This window comes from Streptomyces sedi (assembly GCF_006335015.1).
Classification (GTDB): domain Bacteria; phylum Actinomycetota; class Actinomycetes; order Streptomycetales; family Streptomycetaceae; genus Streptomyces; species Streptomyces sedi.
The window spans coordinates 263,988-281,328 of record NZ_VDGT01000004.1 but is presented as its reverse complement, the minus strand read 5'-3'; the positions used below and the strand labels follow the sequence as shown (position 1 = coordinate 281,328).

The 17,341-nt window shown below is 71.6% G+C and carries 19 protein-coding genes and 1 tRNA gene; 5 read left to right on the top strand and 15 right to left on the bottom strand.

Features of this window, described 5'->3' with window-relative positions; translation table 11 throughout:
* Positions 1-26 precede the first annotated feature (26 nt).
* Positions 27-695: a phosphatase PAP2 family protein gene (locus FH715_RS07885; RefSeq protein ID WP_139642183.1), complete on the top strand. Its 669-nt coding sequence runs from the start codon at positions 27-29 to the stop codon at positions 693-695.
* 144 nt (positions 696-839) lie between these two features.
* Here FH715_RS07885 and FH715_RS07880 read toward each other — a convergent pair whose 3' ends face one another.
* The 10 genes from FH715_RS07880 to FH715_RS07840 form a co-directional block, all read right to left on the bottom strand.
* Positions 840-1,292 carry a heat shock protein transcriptional repressor HspR gene (locus FH715_RS07880; RefSeq protein WP_139642181.1) on the bottom strand — a complete coding sequence of 151 codons (453 nt, stop codon included), beginning with the start codon at positions 1,290-1,292 and terminating at the stop codon, positions 840-842.
* Positions 1,293-1,296: 4 nt separating this feature from the next.
* Positions 1,297-2,502 (bottom strand): molecular chaperone DnaJ, encoded by a 1,206-nt coding sequence (dnaJ, locus tag FH715_RS07875; RefSeq protein ID WP_139642180.1) that lies wholly within the window; start codon positions 2,500-2,502, stop codon positions 1,297-1,299.
* A gap of 81 nt (positions 2,503-2,583) precedes the next feature.
* Positions 2,584-3,270 (bottom strand): nucleotide exchange factor GrpE, encoded by a 687-nt coding sequence (grpE, locus tag FH715_RS07870; RefSeq protein ID WP_139642177.1) that lies wholly within the window; start codon positions 3,268-3,270, stop codon positions 2,584-2,586.
* Positions 3,267-5,129, bottom strand: coding sequence for a molecular chaperone DnaK (gene dnaK, locus FH715_RS07865; RefSeq protein ID WP_139642175.1), 1,863 nt, complete (start codon positions 5,127-5,129; stop codon positions 3,267-3,269). Before dnaK ends, grpE begins: the two co-directional genes overlap by 4 nt.
* Before the next feature lie 136 nt (positions 5,130-5,265).
* Entirely contained in the window at positions 5,266-6,378 is a 1,113-nt protein-coding gene (locus FH715_RS07860) for a PP2C family protein-serine/threonine phosphatase (RefSeq protein ID WP_281290718.1), read from the bottom strand.
* Positions 6,375-7,121 carry a peptidoglycan recognition protein family protein gene (locus FH715_RS07855; RefSeq protein WP_139642173.1) on the bottom strand — a complete coding sequence of 249 codons (747 nt, stop codon included), beginning with the start codon at positions 7,119-7,121 and terminating at the stop codon, positions 6,375-6,377. Before FH715_RS07855 ends, FH715_RS07860 begins: the two co-directional genes overlap by 4 nt.
* Before the next feature lie 10 nt (positions 7,122-7,131).
* Positions 7,132-7,785, bottom strand: coding sequence for an NADPH-dependent F420 reductase (locus FH715_RS07850; RefSeq protein WP_139642171.1), 654 nt, complete (start codon positions 7,783-7,785; stop codon positions 7,132-7,134).
* Positions 7,786-7,845: 60 nt separating this feature from the next.
* Positions 7,846-8,202 carry a DUF488 domain-containing protein gene (locus FH715_RS07845; RefSeq protein ID WP_139642169.1) on the bottom strand — a complete coding sequence of 119 codons (357 nt, stop codon included), beginning with the start codon at positions 8,200-8,202 and terminating at the stop codon, positions 7,846-7,848.
* Entirely contained in the window at positions 8,199-8,342 is a 144-nt protein-coding gene (locus FH715_RS28140; protein WP_170184673.1) for a hypothetical protein, read from the bottom strand. Before FH715_RS28140 ends, FH715_RS07845 begins: the two co-directional genes overlap by 4 nt.
* A 253-nt stretch (positions 8,343-8,595) precedes the next feature.
* Positions 8,596-9,246 (bottom strand): NADPH-dependent FMN reductase, encoded by a 651-nt coding sequence (locus tag FH715_RS07840; RefSeq protein ID WP_139642167.1) that lies wholly within the window; start codon positions 9,244-9,246, stop codon positions 8,596-8,598.
* A gap of 239 nt (positions 9,247-9,485) precedes the next feature.
* Between FH715_RS07840 and FH715_RS07835 the strand changes: the two genes are divergently transcribed.
* The 3 genes from FH715_RS07835 (at position 9,486) to dcd (ending at position 13,268) form a co-directional block, all read left to right on the top strand.
* On the top strand, positions 9,486-11,705 hold the full coding sequence (locus FH715_RS07835) for a (Fe-S)-binding protein (RefSeq protein WP_139642165.1): 2,220 nt from the start codon (positions 9,486-9,488) through the stop codon (positions 11,703-11,705).
* 67 nt (positions 11,706-11,772) lie between these two features.
* The gene (locus tag FH715_RS07830; RefSeq protein WP_139642163.1) at positions 11,773-12,576 is read left to right on the top strand and encodes a Yip1 family protein; all 804 of its coding nucleotides are present in this window, start codon (positions 11,773-11,775) and stop codon (positions 12,574-12,576) included.
* A gap of 116 nt (positions 12,577-12,692) precedes the next feature.
* The gene (gene dcd, locus FH715_RS07825) at positions 12,693-13,268 is read left to right on the top strand and encodes a dCTP deaminase (protein WP_139642161.1); all 576 of its coding nucleotides are present in this window, start codon (positions 12,693-12,695) and stop codon (positions 13,266-13,268) included.
* Here dcd and FH715_RS28805 read toward each other — a convergent pair.
* On the bottom strand, positions 13,236-13,433 hold the full coding sequence (locus FH715_RS28805; protein ID WP_139642160.1) for a hypothetical protein: 198 nt from the start codon (positions 13,431-13,433) through the stop codon (positions 13,236-13,238). The genes dcd and FH715_RS28805 overlap by 33 nt on opposite strands.
* Positions 13,434-13,576: 143 nt before the next feature.
* On the opposite strand from FH715_RS28805, the gene FH715_RS07815 reads away from it, so the two are divergent.
* Positions 13,577-13,647, top strand: a tRNA-Gly gene (locus tag FH715_RS07815).
* 66 nt (positions 13,648-13,713) lie between these two features.
* On the opposite strand, the gene FH715_RS07810 is transcribed toward FH715_RS07815, so the two are convergent.
* The 4 genes from FH715_RS07810 to FH715_RS07795 all read right to left on the bottom strand — a co-directional run bounded on the left by FH715_RS07810 (position 13,714) and on the right by FH715_RS07795 (position 17,319).
* Positions 13,714-14,883 carry a tyrosine-type recombinase/integrase gene (locus FH715_RS07810; RefSeq protein WP_139642158.1) on the bottom strand — a complete coding sequence of 390 codons (1,170 nt, stop codon included), beginning with the start codon at positions 14,881-14,883 and terminating at the stop codon, positions 13,714-13,716.
* A gap of 1 nt (position 14,884) precedes the next feature.
* Complete coding sequence (locus FH715_RS07805) at positions 14,885-15,097, bottom strand: helix-turn-helix domain-containing protein (RefSeq protein ID WP_139642156.1); 213 nt, start codon at positions 15,095-15,097, stop codon at positions 14,885-14,887.
* Entirely contained in the window at positions 15,090-16,532 is a 1,443-nt protein-coding gene (locus FH715_RS07800) for a replication initiator (protein WP_139642154.1), read from the bottom strand. Before FH715_RS07800 ends, FH715_RS07805 begins: the two co-directional genes overlap by 8 nt.
* 136 nt (positions 16,533-16,668) lie before the next feature.
* On the bottom strand, positions 16,669-17,319 hold the full coding sequence (locus FH715_RS07795; RefSeq protein ID WP_139642152.1) for a DUF2637 domain-containing protein: 651 nt from the start codon (positions 17,317-17,319) through the stop codon (positions 16,669-16,671).
* Between the last annotated feature and the right edge of the window lie 22 nt (positions 17,320-17,341).

Here is a 17,341-nt window from a genome sequence, read left to right as displayed (position 1 = left end):
CCCAGGCACTGACCTAGGATCAGCCCATGGTGCCCCGACGCCCGCCCGCCGTTGGTCGGCCGCCGCTCGCCGTTCCGGCCGCGGCGCTGTGCGCGGCGCTGTGCGCGCTGCTCGTCGTGGTCGTGATGGCGGGCGGGAACGATCCGCTGGCGCTGGACCGCGCGGCGCACGAGTGGGCGCTGCGGCACCGCACGCCCGGCTGGGACGACGTGTTCACGGTCGTCTCCGCCTCCGGCACCCGGGTGCCGGCGGTGCTGCTGGCGATGGCGGCGGGGGCGCTCGCCGCCCGGCACGCCTGGTGGTTCGGGGCGGTGGCCGGCGGGGCCGCGCTGCTGCTGGCGTTGCTGTTCCGGTTCACGCTGGTGACGGTGATCGACCGGCCAAGGCCGCCGGAGGCCGACTGGGTGATCCATGTGCACAACCCGTCCCTGCCCTCCGGGCACGCCACCACCTCGGCGCTGGTCGCGATCGGGCTGGCGGTCGCGCTCCTGACGCGCTGCCGGCGGCCGTGGACGAGGGCGCTGGCGGTGGGCGTTCCGGCGCTGTGGGCGGTGGCGATCGGCTTCAGCCGGGTCTATCTGGGGGTCCACTGGGTCTCGGACGTCGTCGCGGGCTGGCTGCTGGCCACGGCGCTGAGCTGCGCGTTCCTCCCGCTGCTCGGCCGCGCCCTGGACCGTTACCCGCGGGCGCCCTGACCCCGGCCCCACCCCGGCCCCACCCCGGGAACGGAACCGCGCGCCCGGAACGGGACCGCGCCGGGAACGGCGAACGCCCGCTCCCCGAGGGGGAACGGGCGTCGCGAGGACCGAGGCGCCGGAACGAGCCGGCCCGGCCAGGGCTCAGCGGCGGCGGTCGGGCCGCCAGACCACCAGCGCCGAGGACTGGGTCACGTCCTGGTAGGGCACCAGGTCCCTGCGGTAGGAGGCGTGGACCTGGGCCTCCCGCTGCCGCATGGCGACGGCGGCGCCCTCCACGGTCTGCTGGAGCTCGGCCACCCGCGACTGGAGCGCGGCGACCTGGTTCTCCAGCTCGATGATCCGCTTGATGCCGGCGAGGTTGATCCCCTCGTCCTGGGAGAGCCGCTGCACCTGGCGGAGCAGCTGGATGTCGCGCGCCGAGTACCGCCGGCCGCGCCCGGCGGCCCGGTCGGGGGAGACCAGGCCGAGCCGGTCGTACTGCCGCAGCGTCTGCGGGTGGAGCCCGGAGAGCTGCGCGGCCACGGAGATGACGTAGACCGGCGTCTCTTCGGTGAGTTCGTAGGGATTGCTGCTGGGTCCGTGCCGGCCGTCCATCTCGTCAGTCTCCCTTCGCGGCCTCGAACAGCCCCGCTCTCGGGTCCTCTCCCTCGGCCGCGGCGCGATATTCGGTCAGGGCCTTCCGTGCCGCGTCGCCCATCTCGCGTGGCACGGCGATCTCGATCGTGACCAGCAGATCGCCCCGGGTGCCGTCCTTGCGGACCGCGCCCTTCCCCCTGGCGCGCATCGTGCGACCGCCCGGGGTGCCGGGCGGCAGCTTCAGCGTGACCGGGGGGCCACCGAGCGTCGGCACCTTGATCTCACCACCGAGCGCCGCCTCGGGGAAGGTCACCGGCACCGTGAGGGTGAGATTGTCGCCACGCCGGCCGAAGAGCGGGTGGTCGTCGACGTGCACCACCACGTAGAGGTCGCCGTGCGGGCCGCCGCGCTCGCCGGGCGCGCCCTTGCCGCGCAGCCTGATCCGCTGCCCGTCGTCCACGCCGGGCGGGATCCTGACCTGCATGGTGCGCGAGCTGGTCGCCCGGCCGCTGCCGCGGCAGGCGTCGCAGGGGTCCTGGGCGATCAGGCCCCGGCCCCGGCAGTCCACGCAGGGGTCGGTGAGCGAGAACCCGCCGCCCCCGCCCCTGCTGATCTGCCCCGTGCCGACGCAGGTCGGGCAGACGCGGGGGGTGCCGTTCTTGTCCCCCGTGCCCGAGCAGGACTTGCAGGCGGCGCTCGACGACATCCGCAGCGGAACCGTGGCACCCGAGACCGCCTCGGTGAAGCTGAGCGTCACCTCGGACTCGACGTCCTGGCCCCGGCGCGGCTGGGTGCGGGTGGCACCCGCGCCGCCCCGGTTGAACAGGCCGCCGAAGACGTCGCCCAGCCCGCCGCCGAACCCGCCGGCCGCGCCGCCGGGCGCACCGGCTCCGCCGCCGCCCGGCTGCTGGCCGGGGCCGCCGCCGAAGAGGTCGCCCAGGTCGAAGTTGAACTGGCCCCCGGCTCCCGGGCCCTGGCGGAAGCCGCCGTTCCCGAAGAGGGCGCGGGCCTCGTCGTACTCCTTGCGGCGCTTGGCGTCGCCGAGGACGTCATACGCCTCGGAGACGTCCTTGAACCGGTCCTCGGCCTTGGCGTCCCCCTCGTTGGCGTCGGGGTGGTTCTCCCGGGCCAGCTTGCGGTACGCCTTCTTGATCTCCGCCTCGGTGGCGTCCCGGGGGACGCCGAGGACCTTGTAGTAGTCCTTCTCGATGAAGTCCTTGGTGCTCATCCCCGGCGTCCCTCCTTCCGGTCCGCTGCCCGCGGGTCCGCGACCCGCGCGGCCACGCGGTGCCTGGTGTCAGCCACCGCCTCAGCCCTCGTCCGAGCCGCCGTCGTCGTCCTGCTCCGGCGCTCCGTCCTCCGACTCGGCCGCCTTGCCCGGCTGGGGCTCGGCGACCCCGACCCTCGCGGGGCGGATGGTGCGTTCGCCGATGCGATACCCGGGCTGGAGGATCTGCACGCACGTCGTCTCGGTGACGTCGGGCGAGTAGCTGTGCATCAACGCCTCGTGCACGGTCGGGTCGAAGGGCTCGCCCTCCTTGCCGAACTGCGCCAGGCCCATCTTCGCCGCGACCGTCTCCAGCGACTCGGCGACCTGCTTGAAGCCGCCGACCAGCTCGCCGTGGTCCCGTGCGCGCCCGATGTCGTCCAGCACGGGCAGGAGCTCGGTCAGGAGGTTGGCGATGGCCACCTCCTTGACCGCGATCCGGTCCCGCTCCACCCTGCGGCGGTAGTTCTGGAACTCGGCCTGAAGTCGCTGGAGGTCCTGGGTGCGCTCGTGCAGCGCGGTGCGCGCCTGGTCCAGCTGGGCGGTGAGCGCCACCTCGGCCGCCTGGGAGGCAGCCAGCTCACCGTCCTCCTGGCCCTCGGCCGCGCCCGGGGCGGGGGTCTCGCCACCCGCCTCGGGCACCCTCGACTCGCTCTCGGCTTCGGGGGTCGCCGCTTCGGCGTCCGGGACCTCGGGCTCCTTGTCGAAGCCCTGCGGGTCCTGAGTCACGCCGCACCACCCTTCGGCTTGTCGTCGTCGATGATCTCGGCGTCGACGACGTCGTCGTCACCCTGGGGCGCGCCCGCGGCGCCGGCCTGCTCGCCCGCCTCGGCGCCCTGGGCGCCGCCGGCGGCCTGCGCGTCGGCGTACAGCGCCTGGCCCAGCTTCTGGCTGGTGGCCGCGACCTTCTCGGAGGACTCGCGGATCGCGGCGGTGTCCTCGCCCTTGAGCTTCTCCTTCAGGTCGGCGACGGCCGCCTCGACCTCGGTCTTGACGTCGCCGGGGACCTTCTCCGCGTTCTCCTTGAGGAAGTTCTCCGTGGTGTAGACGAGCTGCTCCGCCTGGTTGCGCGTCTCGGCGGCCTCGCGGCGCTGCGCGTCCTCGTCGGCGTACTGCTCGGCGTCACGCATCATGCGCTCGATGTCGTCCTTCGGCAGCGCGGAGCCGCCGGTGACGGTCATCCGCTGCTCCTTGCCGGTGCCGAGGTCCTTGGCGGAGACGTGCATGATGCCGTTGGCGTCGATGTCGAAGGTGACCTCGACCTGCGGCACGCCGCGCGGCGCCGGCGGCAGGCCGGTCAGCTCGAACATGCCCAGCTTCTTGTTGTACGCCGCGATCTCGCGCTCGCCCTGGTAGACCTGGATCTGCACCGACGGCTGGTTGTCCTCGGCCGTGGTGAAGATCTCCGAACGCTTGGTCGGGATCGTGGTGTTGCGCTCGATCAGCTTGGTCATGATGCCGCCCTTGGTCTCGATGCCGAGGGACAGCGGGGTGACGTCGAGCAGCAGGACGTCCTTGACCTCGCCCTTGAGCACACCGGCCTGGAGGCTGGCGCCGATGGCGACGACCTCGTCCGGGTTGACGCCCTTGTTGGCCTCCTTGCCGCCGGTCAGCTCGCGGACGAGCTGGGCGACGGCGGGCATCCGGGTGGAGCCGCCGACGAGGACCACGTGGTCGATCTCGGACAGCTGGATGCCGGCGTCCTTGATCACGTTGTGGAACGGGACCTTGCAGCGCTCCAGCAGGTCGGAGGTCAGCTGCTGGAACTGCGCCCTGGTGAGCTTCTCGTCCATGTGCAGCGGGCCCTCGGCCGAGGCCGTGATGTAGGGCAGGTTGATCGTGGTCTCGGTGGACGACGACAGCTCGATCTTCGCCTTCTCGGCGGCCTCGCGGAGCCGCTGGAGGGCCATCTTGTCCTTGGAGAGGTCCACGCCGTGGGCGTTGGCGAACTGCTTGACCAGGTGGTCGACGACGCGCTGGTCCCAGTCGTCACCGCCCAGGTTGTTGTCGCCGTTGGTCGCCTTGACCTCCACGACGCCGTCGCCGATCTCCAGCAGCGAGACGTCGAAGGTGCCGCCGCCGAGGTCGAAGACCAGGATGGTCTGGTCGTCCTTCTCCAGGCCGTAGGCGAGCGCGGCGGCCGTCGGCTCGTTGACGATGCGCAGCACGTTGAGGCCGGCGATCTCGCCCGCCTCCTTGGTGGCCTGCCGCTCGTGGTCGTTGAAGTACGCGGGAACGGTGATCACCGCGTCGGCGACCTTCTCGCCCAGGTAGGACTCCGCGTCGCGCTTCAGCTTCTGCAGGATGAAGGCGCTGATCTGCTGCGGGTTGAAGTCCTTGCCGTCCAGGCCGATCTTCCAGTCGGTGCCCATGTGGCGCTTGACCGAACGGATCGTCCGGTCCACGTTGGTGACGGCCTGCCGCTTGGCGACCTCACCCACCAGCACCTCGCCGTTCTTCGCGAAGGCCACGACGGACGGCGTGGTCCTGGCGCCCTCGGCGTTGGTGATGACGGTGGACTCACCGCCTTCGAGAACACTGACGACGGAGTTCGTCGTGCCCAGGTCGATGCCGACCGCACGTGCCATTTCGGATTCCTCCAGCTACTTGCTTGAGTGGGGCTGACTCAAGACTGCCCCACCGACCACCCCCGGGTCAAACGCCCTGAGCAAAGTCGACTCAACCTTGTTCGCCCCGAGTCCATCAAGGCGGCTCTGACCTGGCTCAACGGAAGGAACGCACGACGCCCCCGCCGCGTTCCGGACGCAGCGCGAGCAACGCCACATCGTCCTCGACGCCCCGCGCGAAGCGCGTCATGTCCTCCCAGACGAACTCCACCAGCGCCCCCGGCCCCGCCTGCCACCCCCGCCCCGCACAGCGCCGCGCCAGCCGGCTCTCCAACGGGTAGAACGCGCCCGAGGCGTCCCGCGCCTCCGTCACCCCGTCCGTGTACCCCAGCAGCACGTCCCCCTCCGCCAGCCGCACCGTCAACGGCTCCGGCTCCACAGGCCCCAGACCGAGCCCCAGCGGCGGCGCCGGCTCCGCCGCCAGCTCCCGCACCGCGCCGCCCCGCAGCAACAGCACCGGCGGATGCCCGCAGGACGCGAGCCGCACCGACCCCATGTCCGGCGGGAACTCCAACAGCACCGCCGTCGCGAAGAGTTCGGAGGGCCCGTCCCCCGCGTTCGCCGTCTCGATCCGCAGCCGCCGATCCAGCCGCAGCGCCACCCCCGACAGCTCCGGCTCGTCCAGCAGCGCCTCCCGGAACGTGCCCAGCAGCGACGCGACCGTGCCGACCGCGGCGAGCCCGTGCCCCTGCACGTCCGCCACCAGCGCCCGCACCCCGTAGGGCCCCTCCCGCACGTCGTACAGGTCGCCGCCGACCAGCGCCGCGACCTGCGCCGCCCGGTAGAGGCCCGCGCACGCCAGGGGGCCGACCCGGTCGGCCACCGGCGGCAGCACCGCGTGCTGCGCCGCCTCGGCCACCGTGCCCACCCGCGTCAGCTCCCTGCCGTAACGGCCACGCACCCAGGCCACCAGCACGCTGAACAGCGCGATCGCCGCCACCGCCCCCAGATCCGCGTCCCCGATGTGCCCCGGCCTGGTCACCGGCAGCATCAGCAGCCCCACGGTCGCCGCCCCCAGCGCCGCCGTGCGCCACGGCCCGTAGATCAACCCCGTCAACGGCGGCAGCGCCGCGAACACGAACCCCAGCTCCACCCACCCCGGCACCAGCGACTGCACCAGCGCCGTCACCCCCAGCAGCACCCACGGCACCAGCCACAGCTGCCTGGGCACCTCGGCCCGCACCCCGCCGTACGGCGCCGGAACGGTCACTTCGCGCCCGCCACCCGCAACCCCGCCGCCGTCTCCCGCACCTCGGGCAGCATCGCGTAGAGCGCGTCGCCCGGGCAGTCGGTCTGCACGATGTCGCGATGGCCGGAGACCACGTCCAGCTCCGCCGGGTCCCCCTCCGGCACCATGCTGGCGTCGTTCGTCGACACCAGCCGCACCCGCCCGTTCGGGTCGGTGCCGGGGCGCAGCTTCCACGCGGCGACCTCGGCGATCGCGTCCACCAGCTCGGGCGGCACCGCCGTCGGGTCGGTGAAGGCGCCCAGCGCGGCGATCCCGACGGTGTCGTAGTTGAACCCGGTGGTGTGCGCCCCCAGCACATAGCGGTCGACGCCGCCGCCCCTGCCCTCGTAGACGGTGCCGCACTTGTCGACCACGAAGTTGTAGCCCAGGTCGTCCCACCCCTCGGAGCTGACGTGGTGGCTCTGCATCGAACGCAGCATCTCGGGCGCGTCGGCGCAGTCGTAGTCGTCCGGGTGGTTGGTGTGGTGGATGAAGACCGCGCGCGCCGGGCCCGTGTAGGTGACGGGTTCGGTGCGCGACTCCTCGTCGGCGCCCCACTCCTCGCGCGTGACCACGTGCGGCGCCGCCGTCGGGCGCTCCACGGCGGGCAGCGGGCGTTCCGGCTCGGCGCCGGCGCCGGGCGGGGAGAGCGAGGGGGCGTCCCAGGTGACCACGAGGGCGATGGGCAGTACCGCCGCGAAAACGGCGAGCCGGTGCACGGTCATCCTCGCCGCCTCAGGTCAGGAACTTGACGGCGCTCGACCAGTTCAGCCCGAGGCGTTCCTGGGAGGCCATGTGGAGGAAGCCGAGCGCCTCCAACTCCCGCGCCCGGCGCAGCGGCCCCACGTCCAGCGGGTTGAGGCCCCCGGCGGCGGCGAACGCGGCGACCCGTTGCCTGGCCCCCGCGTCGTCCCCGGCGATCAGCACGTCCAGCGGCAGCCCGGCGACCCGGCCGCCGAGCAGCGGCCCGGCGAAGCAGGTGTTGAACGCCTTCACCACCGGCACCCCCGGCGCCGCCTCGGCGGCGATCCGCTCGGCCGCCGAGGTGCCGGCGGGGACCGCCATGCCGTCGAGGGTGGCGAAGTCCACGGGGTTGCTGATGTCCACCAGCACGGAACCGGCCAACGCCGACCCGTACTCGGCGGCGATCGCGAGCCCCGCCGGATAGGGCACGGCCAGCACCACCAGGTCGGCGCCCTCGACCGCGAGGGCGTCCGAGCCCCGCACGTCGGGCACGGCGTCGGCGGGGGCCGCCGAACGCAGCTGGTCGGCGAGGTCGGCGGCCTTCCGGGGTGAACGGTCGACGACGCGCACGGCGTACTCGCCGGCGAGCGCCCTGGTCGCTATGGAACGGGCCATCCGGCCCGCCCCCACGATGGTCACTGTCACCCCCTCATGCCAGCACGGGCCCCCCGCCCCCGCATCTCGATGCGCCCCTCCCCGAGGGGCTCAGCGCATCTCCTCCAGCACCTCGACCAGCACCGCCGGGTGCCCGTGCTCGGGGTCCTTCGCCGAGGTCAGCAGCGTCAACGTGCGCCCCGACGTGTCAAGCCCCGACAGCCTGCGCAGCGTCTCGGCCGCCGGCCCGTCGTCCAGCTCGGACCGGTAGCGCGCGCGGAAGCCGTCGAAGTCCCCGTCCGGCCCGTGGAACCAGTGCCGCAGCTCGGTCGAGGGAGTCACCTCCTTCGGCCACTCGTCCAGCGGAAGCTCCGCCTTCCTGATCCCCCGCGGCCACATCCGGTCCACCAGCACCCGGACCCCGTCGTCCCCGTCCGGCTCGTCGTAGACCCGTCGCACCCGAATCACCGTCTGCCTCCCTCCACTCCGTAGCCGTCGCCCGAGCGCTCGAACGGCGGGGAGGCCCAGAGCACCGTCGAGCCCACCACGAGCAGCACACCGACGGCGAGCAACAGCCACCACCAGAAACGCTGTCGCGGGGTCCGCACGACTGCCACCTCGGTCCACCCTCTCCGTAGGAAGAACGCCGAAGAACGCCGAAGAAAGAACGAGCGGCCGGCTCCGGCGCCGGCCGCTCGTCCCATCGTGCGCGCCCCACCGGGCCACTTATCGGATTTGGGACGCCCCGTCCGCCGCTTCCTCCGATCGGGCGGCCCCCGCGACGGCATTCGGCCGAGCCGGCGCCCGACGGGAGAGGAAGGCGGCCGGCCGCGTGATCGTGCGAGGGTGGACCGGTCCGGCTCAGGCCGCGTAGGGGCTGGCCTCGCGGGCGGCGCGCAGCGCGTCGCCCCACCAGGCGAGCTGGTCCAGCAGCCCCTCGGCCGCCTCGGCGCACGCCTTCGGGGCGGCGGGCAGGCCGGAGTCGTCGAACCAGTTCCACGGGTGGTGGAAGCTGACCGCCCGCCGCACCGTGACCGCGTGCAGCTCGGCGAAGACCGTGCGCAGCTGCTCGACGGCGCGCAGCCCGCCGCCGACCCCTCCGTAGGAGACGAAGCCGATCGGCTTGGCCTGCCACTCGACGAAGTGCCAGTCGATGAGGTTCTTCAGCGCCGCCGGGAAGCTGTGGTTGTACTCCGGGGTGATCACCACGAACGCGTCGGCCCCGGCCAGCCGGCCGGCGACCGCGGCCAGCTGCTCGGCCACCTCGGGGGCGGCCTCGCCCGGCCGCGTCGCCATGTCCAGCGGCAGCGGCACGTCGGCCAGGTCGAGCCGGTCGACGACGATGTCGCCCCGCCCGCCGGCCCGTTCCTGGGCGAGCGCGGTGAACCAGTCGGCCACGGTGGGCCCGAACCGGCCGTCCCGCACGCTGCCGAGGATCACGGCCAGCCGCAGCGGCCGGCGTTCCCCCGCGTCGGGGGTGGCGGTGGCGGCGGTGGGAGTGGGAGTGGACATGGCTGACCTCCGGTCTGGGCGCGAAGAGCGCCCACGGCGTGGGGAGCCCTGCGCTCCCCTGCATGCCGACAAGCCTGGGATCTCAACCCAACTTGAAGTCAAGCCGCGACCTCAACTCCCCCTTCGTTCGGCCGACATGGGGCCCTCGCCCGAATGTTCGCCAATCCGGTTACCGATCAGTAGGATACGTCTGAGCTATCGTGCATCCGCCCGCCCGTCCGCAGGTCCGAGGAGCCACCATGCAACTCGCCGCGATCGTCATCTCGCTGACGCTCACCGCGGTCGCCGTCGCGCTGTTCAGCCGAGCCGCCGTGCAGATCGTCCGCTTCCTCCGCCTGGGCCAACCGGTGCCCGAGGGCACGCGGACCGACGACCCGAAGGCCCGCTCGGCGACGCTGGCCAAGGAGTTCGTCGGCCACACCCGGATGAACCGCTGGGGCGTGGTCGGCGTCGCGCACTGGTTCGTCGCGGTCGGCTTCCTCACCCTCGGACTGACCATCGTCCAGGCGTACGGGCAGCTCTTCCAGGCCGACTGGGTGCTGCCGGTGATCGGCGGCTTCCTGCCGTACGAGATGTACATCGAGTTCATCGCGGCCATGACGGTGCTCGGCATCGCCACCCTGATCGTGATCCGGCTGCTCAGCCTGCCGAGCCGACCGGGCCGCAAGTCCCGCTTCACCGGCTCCACCGCCTGGCAGGCGTACTTCGTCGAGTACGTCATCCTGATCATCGGCCTGGCGATCCTCGTGCTGCGCGGGCTGGAGGGCGCCCTCCACCACGTGGACGGCTACGACCCGGCGTACTTCGTCACCTACCCGCTGGTCGCCGCGTTCGACGGCCTCTCCGCCGGCACCCTCCAGAACCTGGTCTACCTCGCCGCCCTGATCAAGCTCGGCACCACCATGACCTGGGCGATCACCGTCGCGCTCAACACGGACATGGGCGTCGCCTGGCACCGCTTCCTCGCCTTCCCCAACATCTGGTTCAAGCGGAACGCGGACGGCGCCCCGGCCCTCGGCGCGCTGCTGCCGATGACCTCGGGCGGCAAGCCGATCGACTTCGAGACCGTCTTCGACGACGAGGACGCGGAGGAGGAGCCGCAGTTCGGCGTCTCGCAGGTCGAGCACTTCTCCTGGAAGGGCCTGCTGGACTTCTCCACCTGCACCGAGTGCGGGCGCTGCCAGTCCCAGTGCCCCGCGTGGAACACGGGCAAGCCGCTCTCCCCCAAGCTGCTGGTCATGTCGCTGCGCGACCACGCGCATGCCAAGGCCCCCTACCTGCTGCCCGGCGCCGACGAGGCCGCCCTCGCCGAGACCGCCGACGGCGCGGTCCCCGAGCACCAGCGCCCGCTGGTCGGCACCGCCGAGCAGCACGGCGTGATCGACCCCGACGTGCTGTGGTCCTGCACCACCTGCGGTGCCTGCGTCGAGCAGTGCCCCGTGGACATCGAGCACGTCGACCACATCGTCGACATGCGTCGCTACCAGGTGATGATCGAGTCCGCGTTCCCCAGCGAGGCCGGCACCATGCTGAAGAACCTGGAGCGCAAGGGGAACCCGTGGGGCCTGGCGAAGAAGAAGCGCCTGGAGTGGACCAAGGAGGTCGACTTCGAGGTCCCCGTCGTCGGCAAGGACGTGGAGAGCCTCGCCGACGTCGACTACCTCTACTGGGTCGGCTGCGCCGGCGCCCTGGAGGACCGCGCCAAGAAGACGACCAAGGCGTTCGCCGAGCTGCTGCACATGGCCGGCGTCCGGTTCGCCATCATGGGCGGCGACGAGGCGTGCACGGGTGACTCGGCCCGCCGCCTGGGCAACGAGTTCCTCTTCCAGCAGCTCGGCGAGCAGAACGTGTCGGCACTGAAGGAGGCCGGCGCCAAGAAGATCGTCGCGACCTGCCCGCACTGCTTCAACACCATCGCCAACGAGTACCCGCAGCTCGGCGGCGAGTTCGAGGTGATCCACCACACCCAGCTGCTCCAGCACCTGGTCGACGAGGGCAGGCTCACCCCCGTCACCCCCGTCGAGGGCCTGATCACCTACCACGACCCCTGCTACCTGGGCCGGCACAACAAGGTCTACACCCCGCCCCGCGAGATCATCGGCCGCGTTCCCGGCCTGCGGAACGAGGAGATGCACCGCCACAAGGAGCGCGGCTTCTGCTGCGGCGCCGGCGGCGCGCGGATGTGGATGGAGGAGCGCATCGGCAAGCGGGTCAACGACGAGCGCGTCGACGAGGCGCTCGCCCTGGACCCGGACATCGTCTCCACCGCCTGCCCGTTCTGCCTGGTCATGCTGAGCGACTCGGTCAACGGCAAGAAGAACGACGGCAAGGCGAAGGAGGAGCTGCGGGTGGTGGACGTGGCCCAGCTGCTGCTGGACTCGGTCCGCACCCCGGGCCCCGACGAGGCGCCGAGCGACGAGCCGGCCCCGGAACCGACGCCCGAACCGACCGGAAGCTGACGGTCTGGGGGGTCGCTCCGGGGGAACCCGGAGTTCGCGCCCCCGAGGAGAAGGTACGTTCTAGGGCGTGGCCGGATTCCGAAGGAAGCGCGACGAGCAGTACCCGCAGGGTGGTTACCCCTCTCCACCGGGACAGGGGTACCCGCCGGGGCCCCCGCCCCCCGCGGGCGACCAGCCCTATCCGTACGGTGGCCCGCCGCCGGACGACGACTACGCGGACGGCGCGCACACCGGCTACTTCGCGGCGGTGCCGCAGGGCGGCTACGCCGACGACGGATACGGCGCCCCGGCACCGCAGGGCGGCCCCCAGCCGCCCGAGGGCCCGCCGCCGGACCCGCTGACCTGGCGTCCGTTGCTCACGGGCATCGTCTTCAAGCCCAGCGGCACGTTCTGGACCATGCGCGACTACCAGATGTGGTGGCCGGCGCTGATCGTCAGCTTCCTCTACGGGCTGGTCGCCGTCTTCGGCCTCGACGACTCCCGCGACACCATCCTGGAGACCACGGTCTCCAGCCTGATCCCGTATCTCCTCTTCACCGGCGTCGCGATGGTGCTGGGCGCCCTGGTGCTGAGCACCGTGACCCACCATCTGGCGCGGCAGTTCGGCGGCAACGGCCTGTGGGCGCCGACCGCGGGGCTCGCCATGCTGATCATGACGCTGACGGACGTGCCCCGGCTGGCGCTGGCCCTCTTCCTGGGCGGCGGCAACCCCGCGGTGCAGCTGCTGGGGTGGGCGACCTGGCTCTACGCGGGGCTGCTCTTCACCATGATGGTCAGCCGTTCCCACGAGATCGCCTGGCCCAGGGCGTTGGCCGCCTCCGGCATCCAACTGATCGGGCTGCTGATGCTGATCAAGCTCGGCACCCTCTGACCGCCCCCGACGGAAGCTCCCGCGAAAGCCCCGGCGGAAGCCCCGGCGGGAACGTCCCCACCCACCTGGCCTCGCCCGGCCCACGCCGGCCGGGGCCTCTTCGGTAACCTCGGGGGGTGCTTCTGTCAGACAAGGACATCCGGGCCGAAATCGACGCGGGCCGGATGCGGCTCGACCCGTTCGACCCGGCGATGGTCCAGCCCTCCAGCATCGACGTCCGACTCGACCGGTTCTTCCGGGTGTTCGAGAACCACCGCTACCCGCACATCGACCCCTCGGTCGAACAGCCGGACCTGACGCGGATGATCGAATCCAAGGGCGACGAGCCGTTCATCCTCCACCCGGGAGAGTTCGTGCTCGCCTCCACACTGGAGGTCATCACGCTCCCGAAGAACCTGGCCTCCCGGCTGGAGGGCAAAAGCTCCCTCGGCCGACTCGGGCTCCTCACCCACTCCACGGCCGGCTTCATCGACCCGGGCTTCTCGGGCCACGTCACGCTGGAGCTCTCCAACATGGCGACCCTGCCGATCAAGCTCTGGCCCGGGATGAAGATCGGACAGCTCTGCGTCTTCCAGCTGAGCTCCCCCGCGGAGAACCCCTACGGCTCCGCCGGCGCCGGCTCCCGCTACCAGGGGCAGCGGGGGCCGACACCGTCGAGGTCATACCTGAACTTCCACCGCACCGACGTCTGACCCGGTCACCGGCACGACACTGCGCAGCCGCGCACACCGCGGACACCGCAACAACCGCCCGGGCCCGATCCGTTCGCTCCCCAACTGCCGCATGGGAAAGCGCTCGGCACGGAACACATGCCCCTCAACACAACGAACGACGGTAACGACGGCGGCACCAGACAACGTGGCAATCTCCCCTGCGTCTTGACAACGCACGCCACCCTAGGCGACCACCCCACCACCCCCACGGCGGCACTCCGACGTCCCCGCACCTCGCCGGGATGGGGTACCCTGTGACAGCGGAACGGCCCTCGCGGGCGGTTCAGGCGGGCGTAGTTTAATGGTAGAACATGAGCTTCCCAAGCTCAGAGCGCGAGTTCGATTCTCGTCGCCCGCTCTCATGATTAAGGCCCAGGTCAGGGACATGGTCCCCAACCTGGGCCTTTGTGTTGTCTAGACCGTTCTACGGCTCGCGTGCCAGATCCGTGCCAGATGCACGGCCGTCGGGCTTCTCGGCAGCCGCCTCACGTTGGGCGCGAACCCGAGCGTCGATACCCTCCGCGACTTCCTTCTGTCGCTCGCGGTTCGAGTGCTGGTAGATCATGGCGGCCTTCTCCGAGGACTGACCGGCGCGGACCATCGTGTCCTTGAGCGTGGCGCCGCTCTGCGTCGACAGCGTGTGCCCGGTGTGCCGCAGGTCGTAGAACCGGAAGTCCTCGGGCAGGCCAACAGCGGTCCGGGCCTTGCGCCACTTCCGCCCGAAGGTGGACCGGCGGAAGGGCTTGCCCTTCTCCCCCACGAACAACAATCCGTCCGGTGCCTTCTCCGCGTACCACTCCAGGTGTCGCCGCAAGTCCTTGGCCATGAAGGCCGGCAGCACGACAAACCGCTTGCCGGCCTCCGACTTGGTGTCGCCGACCACCCGACGACCCGTCGTCAGCTCGGGAGCTGCCCGACGCACCCACACGCCCACCGCGTCCAGGTCCACATCCGACCGTCGCAGCTCGGCTTGTTCCTCCGGGCGCAGGGGACCGTACGCGCCGAGGTAGACCATCAGCCGCCAGCGCGGGCCGAGAGCGTCGGCGAGCGCGTCCACCTGGTCCACCGTGGCGACGGGACGCTCAGCTGCGGATTCCTTGCCCGCTCCTCGGATGCGGCACGGATTCCGGCGGATCAGTTCGTCATCCGTGGCCGTTTCCATAATGGCCTTGAGCAGCCGATAAGACTTCGCGATGGTCGTTGCCCCGGTCACCTTCAGCAACTCCGCCCGCCAGGTCCGCACCCGTGGCGCGGTGATCTCGTCAACGTCGAGTCCCCCGAAGGTGGGAACGAGGTGCAGCCGCAGTAGCCGGCGGTACAGCTCGTCCGTGGTGGCGGCCAGGTCCCGTTCCTCGATCCACTGGAGCGCGTACTTCCCGAAGTTGACCGATCCGGCGTCCGGGTCGTGCCACTCCCCACGCCGTACCTCGGTCTGCTTCTCCGCCAGCCAGTCATCCGCGTCGCCGCTGGTCTCGAAGGTCCGATCGGCGGGACGCATGATGCCGTCGGGCCCCGGATAGCGAGCCTGCCAACGGCCGGACGGCAGCTTGCGGACCGCCCCGAAGCGACGGCGCCTGCCCTTCTTGTTCGCCATCTCAGGCCGCCCTACCGAACCGCGTCCGACGCCGCTGGATCGGCCGGACGGTGTTCGCTTCCAGGTAGGCGGTCAGCGCGCTCTCGGGGATGCGGACGTGCCGGCCGACCTTGACGAAGGTGATGCGCCGCTCAGCGATCAGCCGCCGAGGGAAGCGGACGGTGGTGCCGAGTCGTTCGGCCACCTGGTCCACGCTCAGGTACCGGTCACTCATGGTTCGCGCCGCCTTCCGCGAACTGCCGCACGACGCCACGTTCATGTCGCACGGTGGCGGCCAGCAGTTCCTCACCAGGCCGGTAGCCGGAGCCGACGTACTTCATGGAGGACTCGACGACGAGCGTGCTGCCGTCGCCGCAGGCTGTCAGGCCGAGCCGTTGGCGTGCCTGCTCGCGTCGCCAGGCGCGGCGCACGTCGCGGAGTGCCCCGAGCGTCGTCGAGTAGCGGCGGGACTTGGTGGAGAAGTGCCCCCGGAAGCCCAGCGTGTGAGCCCACTTCCACAGCTTGAGATCGGCGAAGTCCGGCAGTCGCCCGAGTTCCCAGCAGGTACGGATCATCTGGCGCACGTGGCTTTCCACGGGAAGCGAGGCGACCGGTCGAGTCCGTCCTGTGCCGTCGCACACCTCGCACCGGTTCAGCGCGTGGCGCCCCCGACCGTCGCAGGACCGGCAGTACAGCGGGTAGTCGATGGTGCCGGAGGACTCGGCGCCCTTCGTCGCGTACTTGGCCACGTAGGCGGCCACGGCCTTGTCCGTAAGTTCCGACCGGCCACCGAAGCCGGCGATCTCCCGGACATCCAGCTGTCTGCCCCATCGGAAGGTCCGTTCACCGACAGCATCCGACGCGACGGCCAGCTCAACGCGGCGCGCGGCCCCTCGCACGGCCCGCATCAGCACGTCGGCCGTGGCGTTGTCGGGTGGCGACCCGTCGCACCCGTCCGGACCGTCGAAGCGGATGACAGCGTGGAAGTGCACCAACCCACGCTTCTGGTACTCGGCGACCTTGGCGAAGGACACCCGCAGCACCGAACGCAGGGCCTTCTGCGTCAGTCCCAGCGCGGCGGCGACCTCCCGCCTCAGGTAGGTCGTGAACCGGGCCCAGAGTGCCGAGGCGTGCGCGTTCCAGAGAACGGCGCCCGTGTAGTCGTACGTCGTCGGGTCAACGGGCGTGCCCAGGAGGGAGGCGTCCGGCGCGTGCCAGTCGCCGCAACGGCAGGGCAGTCGCCGGCCGGTCGGGGTGCTGGGCCGGGTGTGGACGCGGCCGAACGAGGGCGCGGTGAGCGTGGCGAACACCCGGGGGTGGTTCCGCACGCGGTCCGGGACGCTCTTGCCGCCGGCCAGTCCGGCCCGGATGAGGTGGAACGTGTCGGCCGCGTAGACGCGGGAGCACGAGGGGCAGCGGGTCGAGCGGCGGTTGCCGCACGGGACGAGGAGGCGACCGGTCGGCTCCTCGACGGTGTCGAAGGTGTGCAGGATCTCTCCGGTCGTACCGTCCACGGTGGAGCTGTGGCCGACGAGCTGAACCGGGCGAGTACACCCCGCGACGCTGGCGACCTGGCCGCGAACGCGGTCGAAGTCGTCGAGGCGGGCCAGCTCCAACAGGTCGCGTATCGCGGAGCTGAGTCGCGGGGGCGGGACGGTCGGGGATGTCATGCTGAGGTGTCCTCCGAGAGATCGGTAGGGCACCCGGCCAGGGACGGCGAGCTTGCAGGCAGAAGACGGCCCTGGCCGGGGCTTTGACGTTTCGGTGATGAGGACGGCCGGTCCGAACGGACGAGCCGGAAGCGGCTCAGGCCGGAAGCTGAGCGTGTGCGGCGACGGCGAGGGGCAGGGCGACGCCCAGCCGGGCGCGAAGTTGGACGGCGCTGATCGGTTCGCCGTGCTCGGCGCGGTGGTCGTGCGCGATGCGGCGAGCCGCCGCCATCAGCGGTTCGGGAACCGCCGGCCGCTCCATGGCCGGCGCGGGGACCGACGTCACGTCGTCAGCGGGAACGTGTGGCACGGGTGCCGGCTCCGGCACTGGTGCGGGGATCGGTCCGGGGATCGTGTGGAAGTGGCGCAGGAGTTGCGGGCCCACCTGGCCCCAGCCCAGCAGCAGGATCGGAGCCACGGCATCCAGTGCGGCCCGTCCGTAGTGGCCGGTCAGGATCGGCTCGGCGACGTTGAGCCCCAGAGTCAGCAGGCCGGACAGGTGCATGAGCCGAGTCGCGCCCTTGAGTTCGGCGGCGGGAACTCCGCGAAGGGACAGCGCGCGCAGGCCGACGAGGAGGCCGAGAACCGACAGGTCCACCATGGGGGCGATGAGCGGCGCTATGGGGCGGGGGACGCCGAGACGCAGCGCCAGCGACCAGACGTTGCCGAAGGAGAAGACGAACGCCAGGCCCGCGATCAGGGCCATGACCACGGTCACGACACGTGCTGTCATCCGGTCTTCCGCCATGAGGATTTCACCTCCTTTCCTG

What these genes read in the sequence shown, in the direction of transcription:
- FH715_RS07795 (WP_139642152.1), bottom strand. Translation starts at nt 17,319, where the DNA reads ATGGCGGAAGACCGGATGACAGCACGTGTCGTGACCGTGGTCATGGCC.
- FH715_RS07835 (WP_139642165.1), top strand. Translation starts at nt 9,486, where the DNA reads ATGCAACTCGCCGCGATCGTCATCTCGCTGACGCTCACCGCGGTCGCC.
- FH715_RS07885 (WP_139642183.1), top strand. Translation starts at nt 27, where the DNA reads ATGGTGCCCCGACGCCCGCCCGCCGTTGGTCGGCCGCCGCTCGCCGTT.
- dnaJ (WP_139642180.1), bottom strand. Translation starts at nt 2,502, where the DNA reads ATGAGCACCAAGGACTTCATCGAGAAGGACTACTACAAGGTCCTCGGC.
- FH715_RS07840 (WP_139642167.1), bottom strand. Translation starts at nt 9,246, where the DNA reads ATGTCCACTCCCACTCCCACCGCCGCCACCGCCACCCCCGACGCGGGG.
- FH715_RS07805 (WP_139642156.1), bottom strand. Translation starts at nt 15,097, where the DNA reads ATGAGTGACCGGTACCTGAGCGTGGACCAGGTGGCCGAACGACTCGGC.
- dnaK (WP_139642175.1), bottom strand. Translation starts at nt 5,129, where the DNA reads ATGGCACGTGCGGTCGGCATCGACCTGGGCACGACGAACTCCGTCGTC.
- FH715_RS07810 (WP_139642158.1), bottom strand. Translation starts at nt 14,883, where the DNA reads ATGGCGAACAAGAAGGGCAGGCGCCGTCGCTTCGGGGCGGTCCGCAAG.
- FH715_RS07800 (WP_139642154.1), bottom strand. Translation starts at nt 16,532, where the DNA reads ATGACATCCCCGACCGTCCCGCCCCCGCGACTCAGCTCCGCGATACGC.
- FH715_RS07880 (WP_139642181.1), bottom strand. Translation starts at nt 1,292, where the DNA reads ATGGACGGCCGGCACGGACCCAGCAGCAATCCCTACGAACTCACCGAA.
- FH715_RS07855 (WP_139642173.1), bottom strand. Translation starts at nt 7,121, where the DNA reads ATGACCGTGCACCGGCTCGCCGTTTTCGCGGCGGTACTGCCCATCGCC.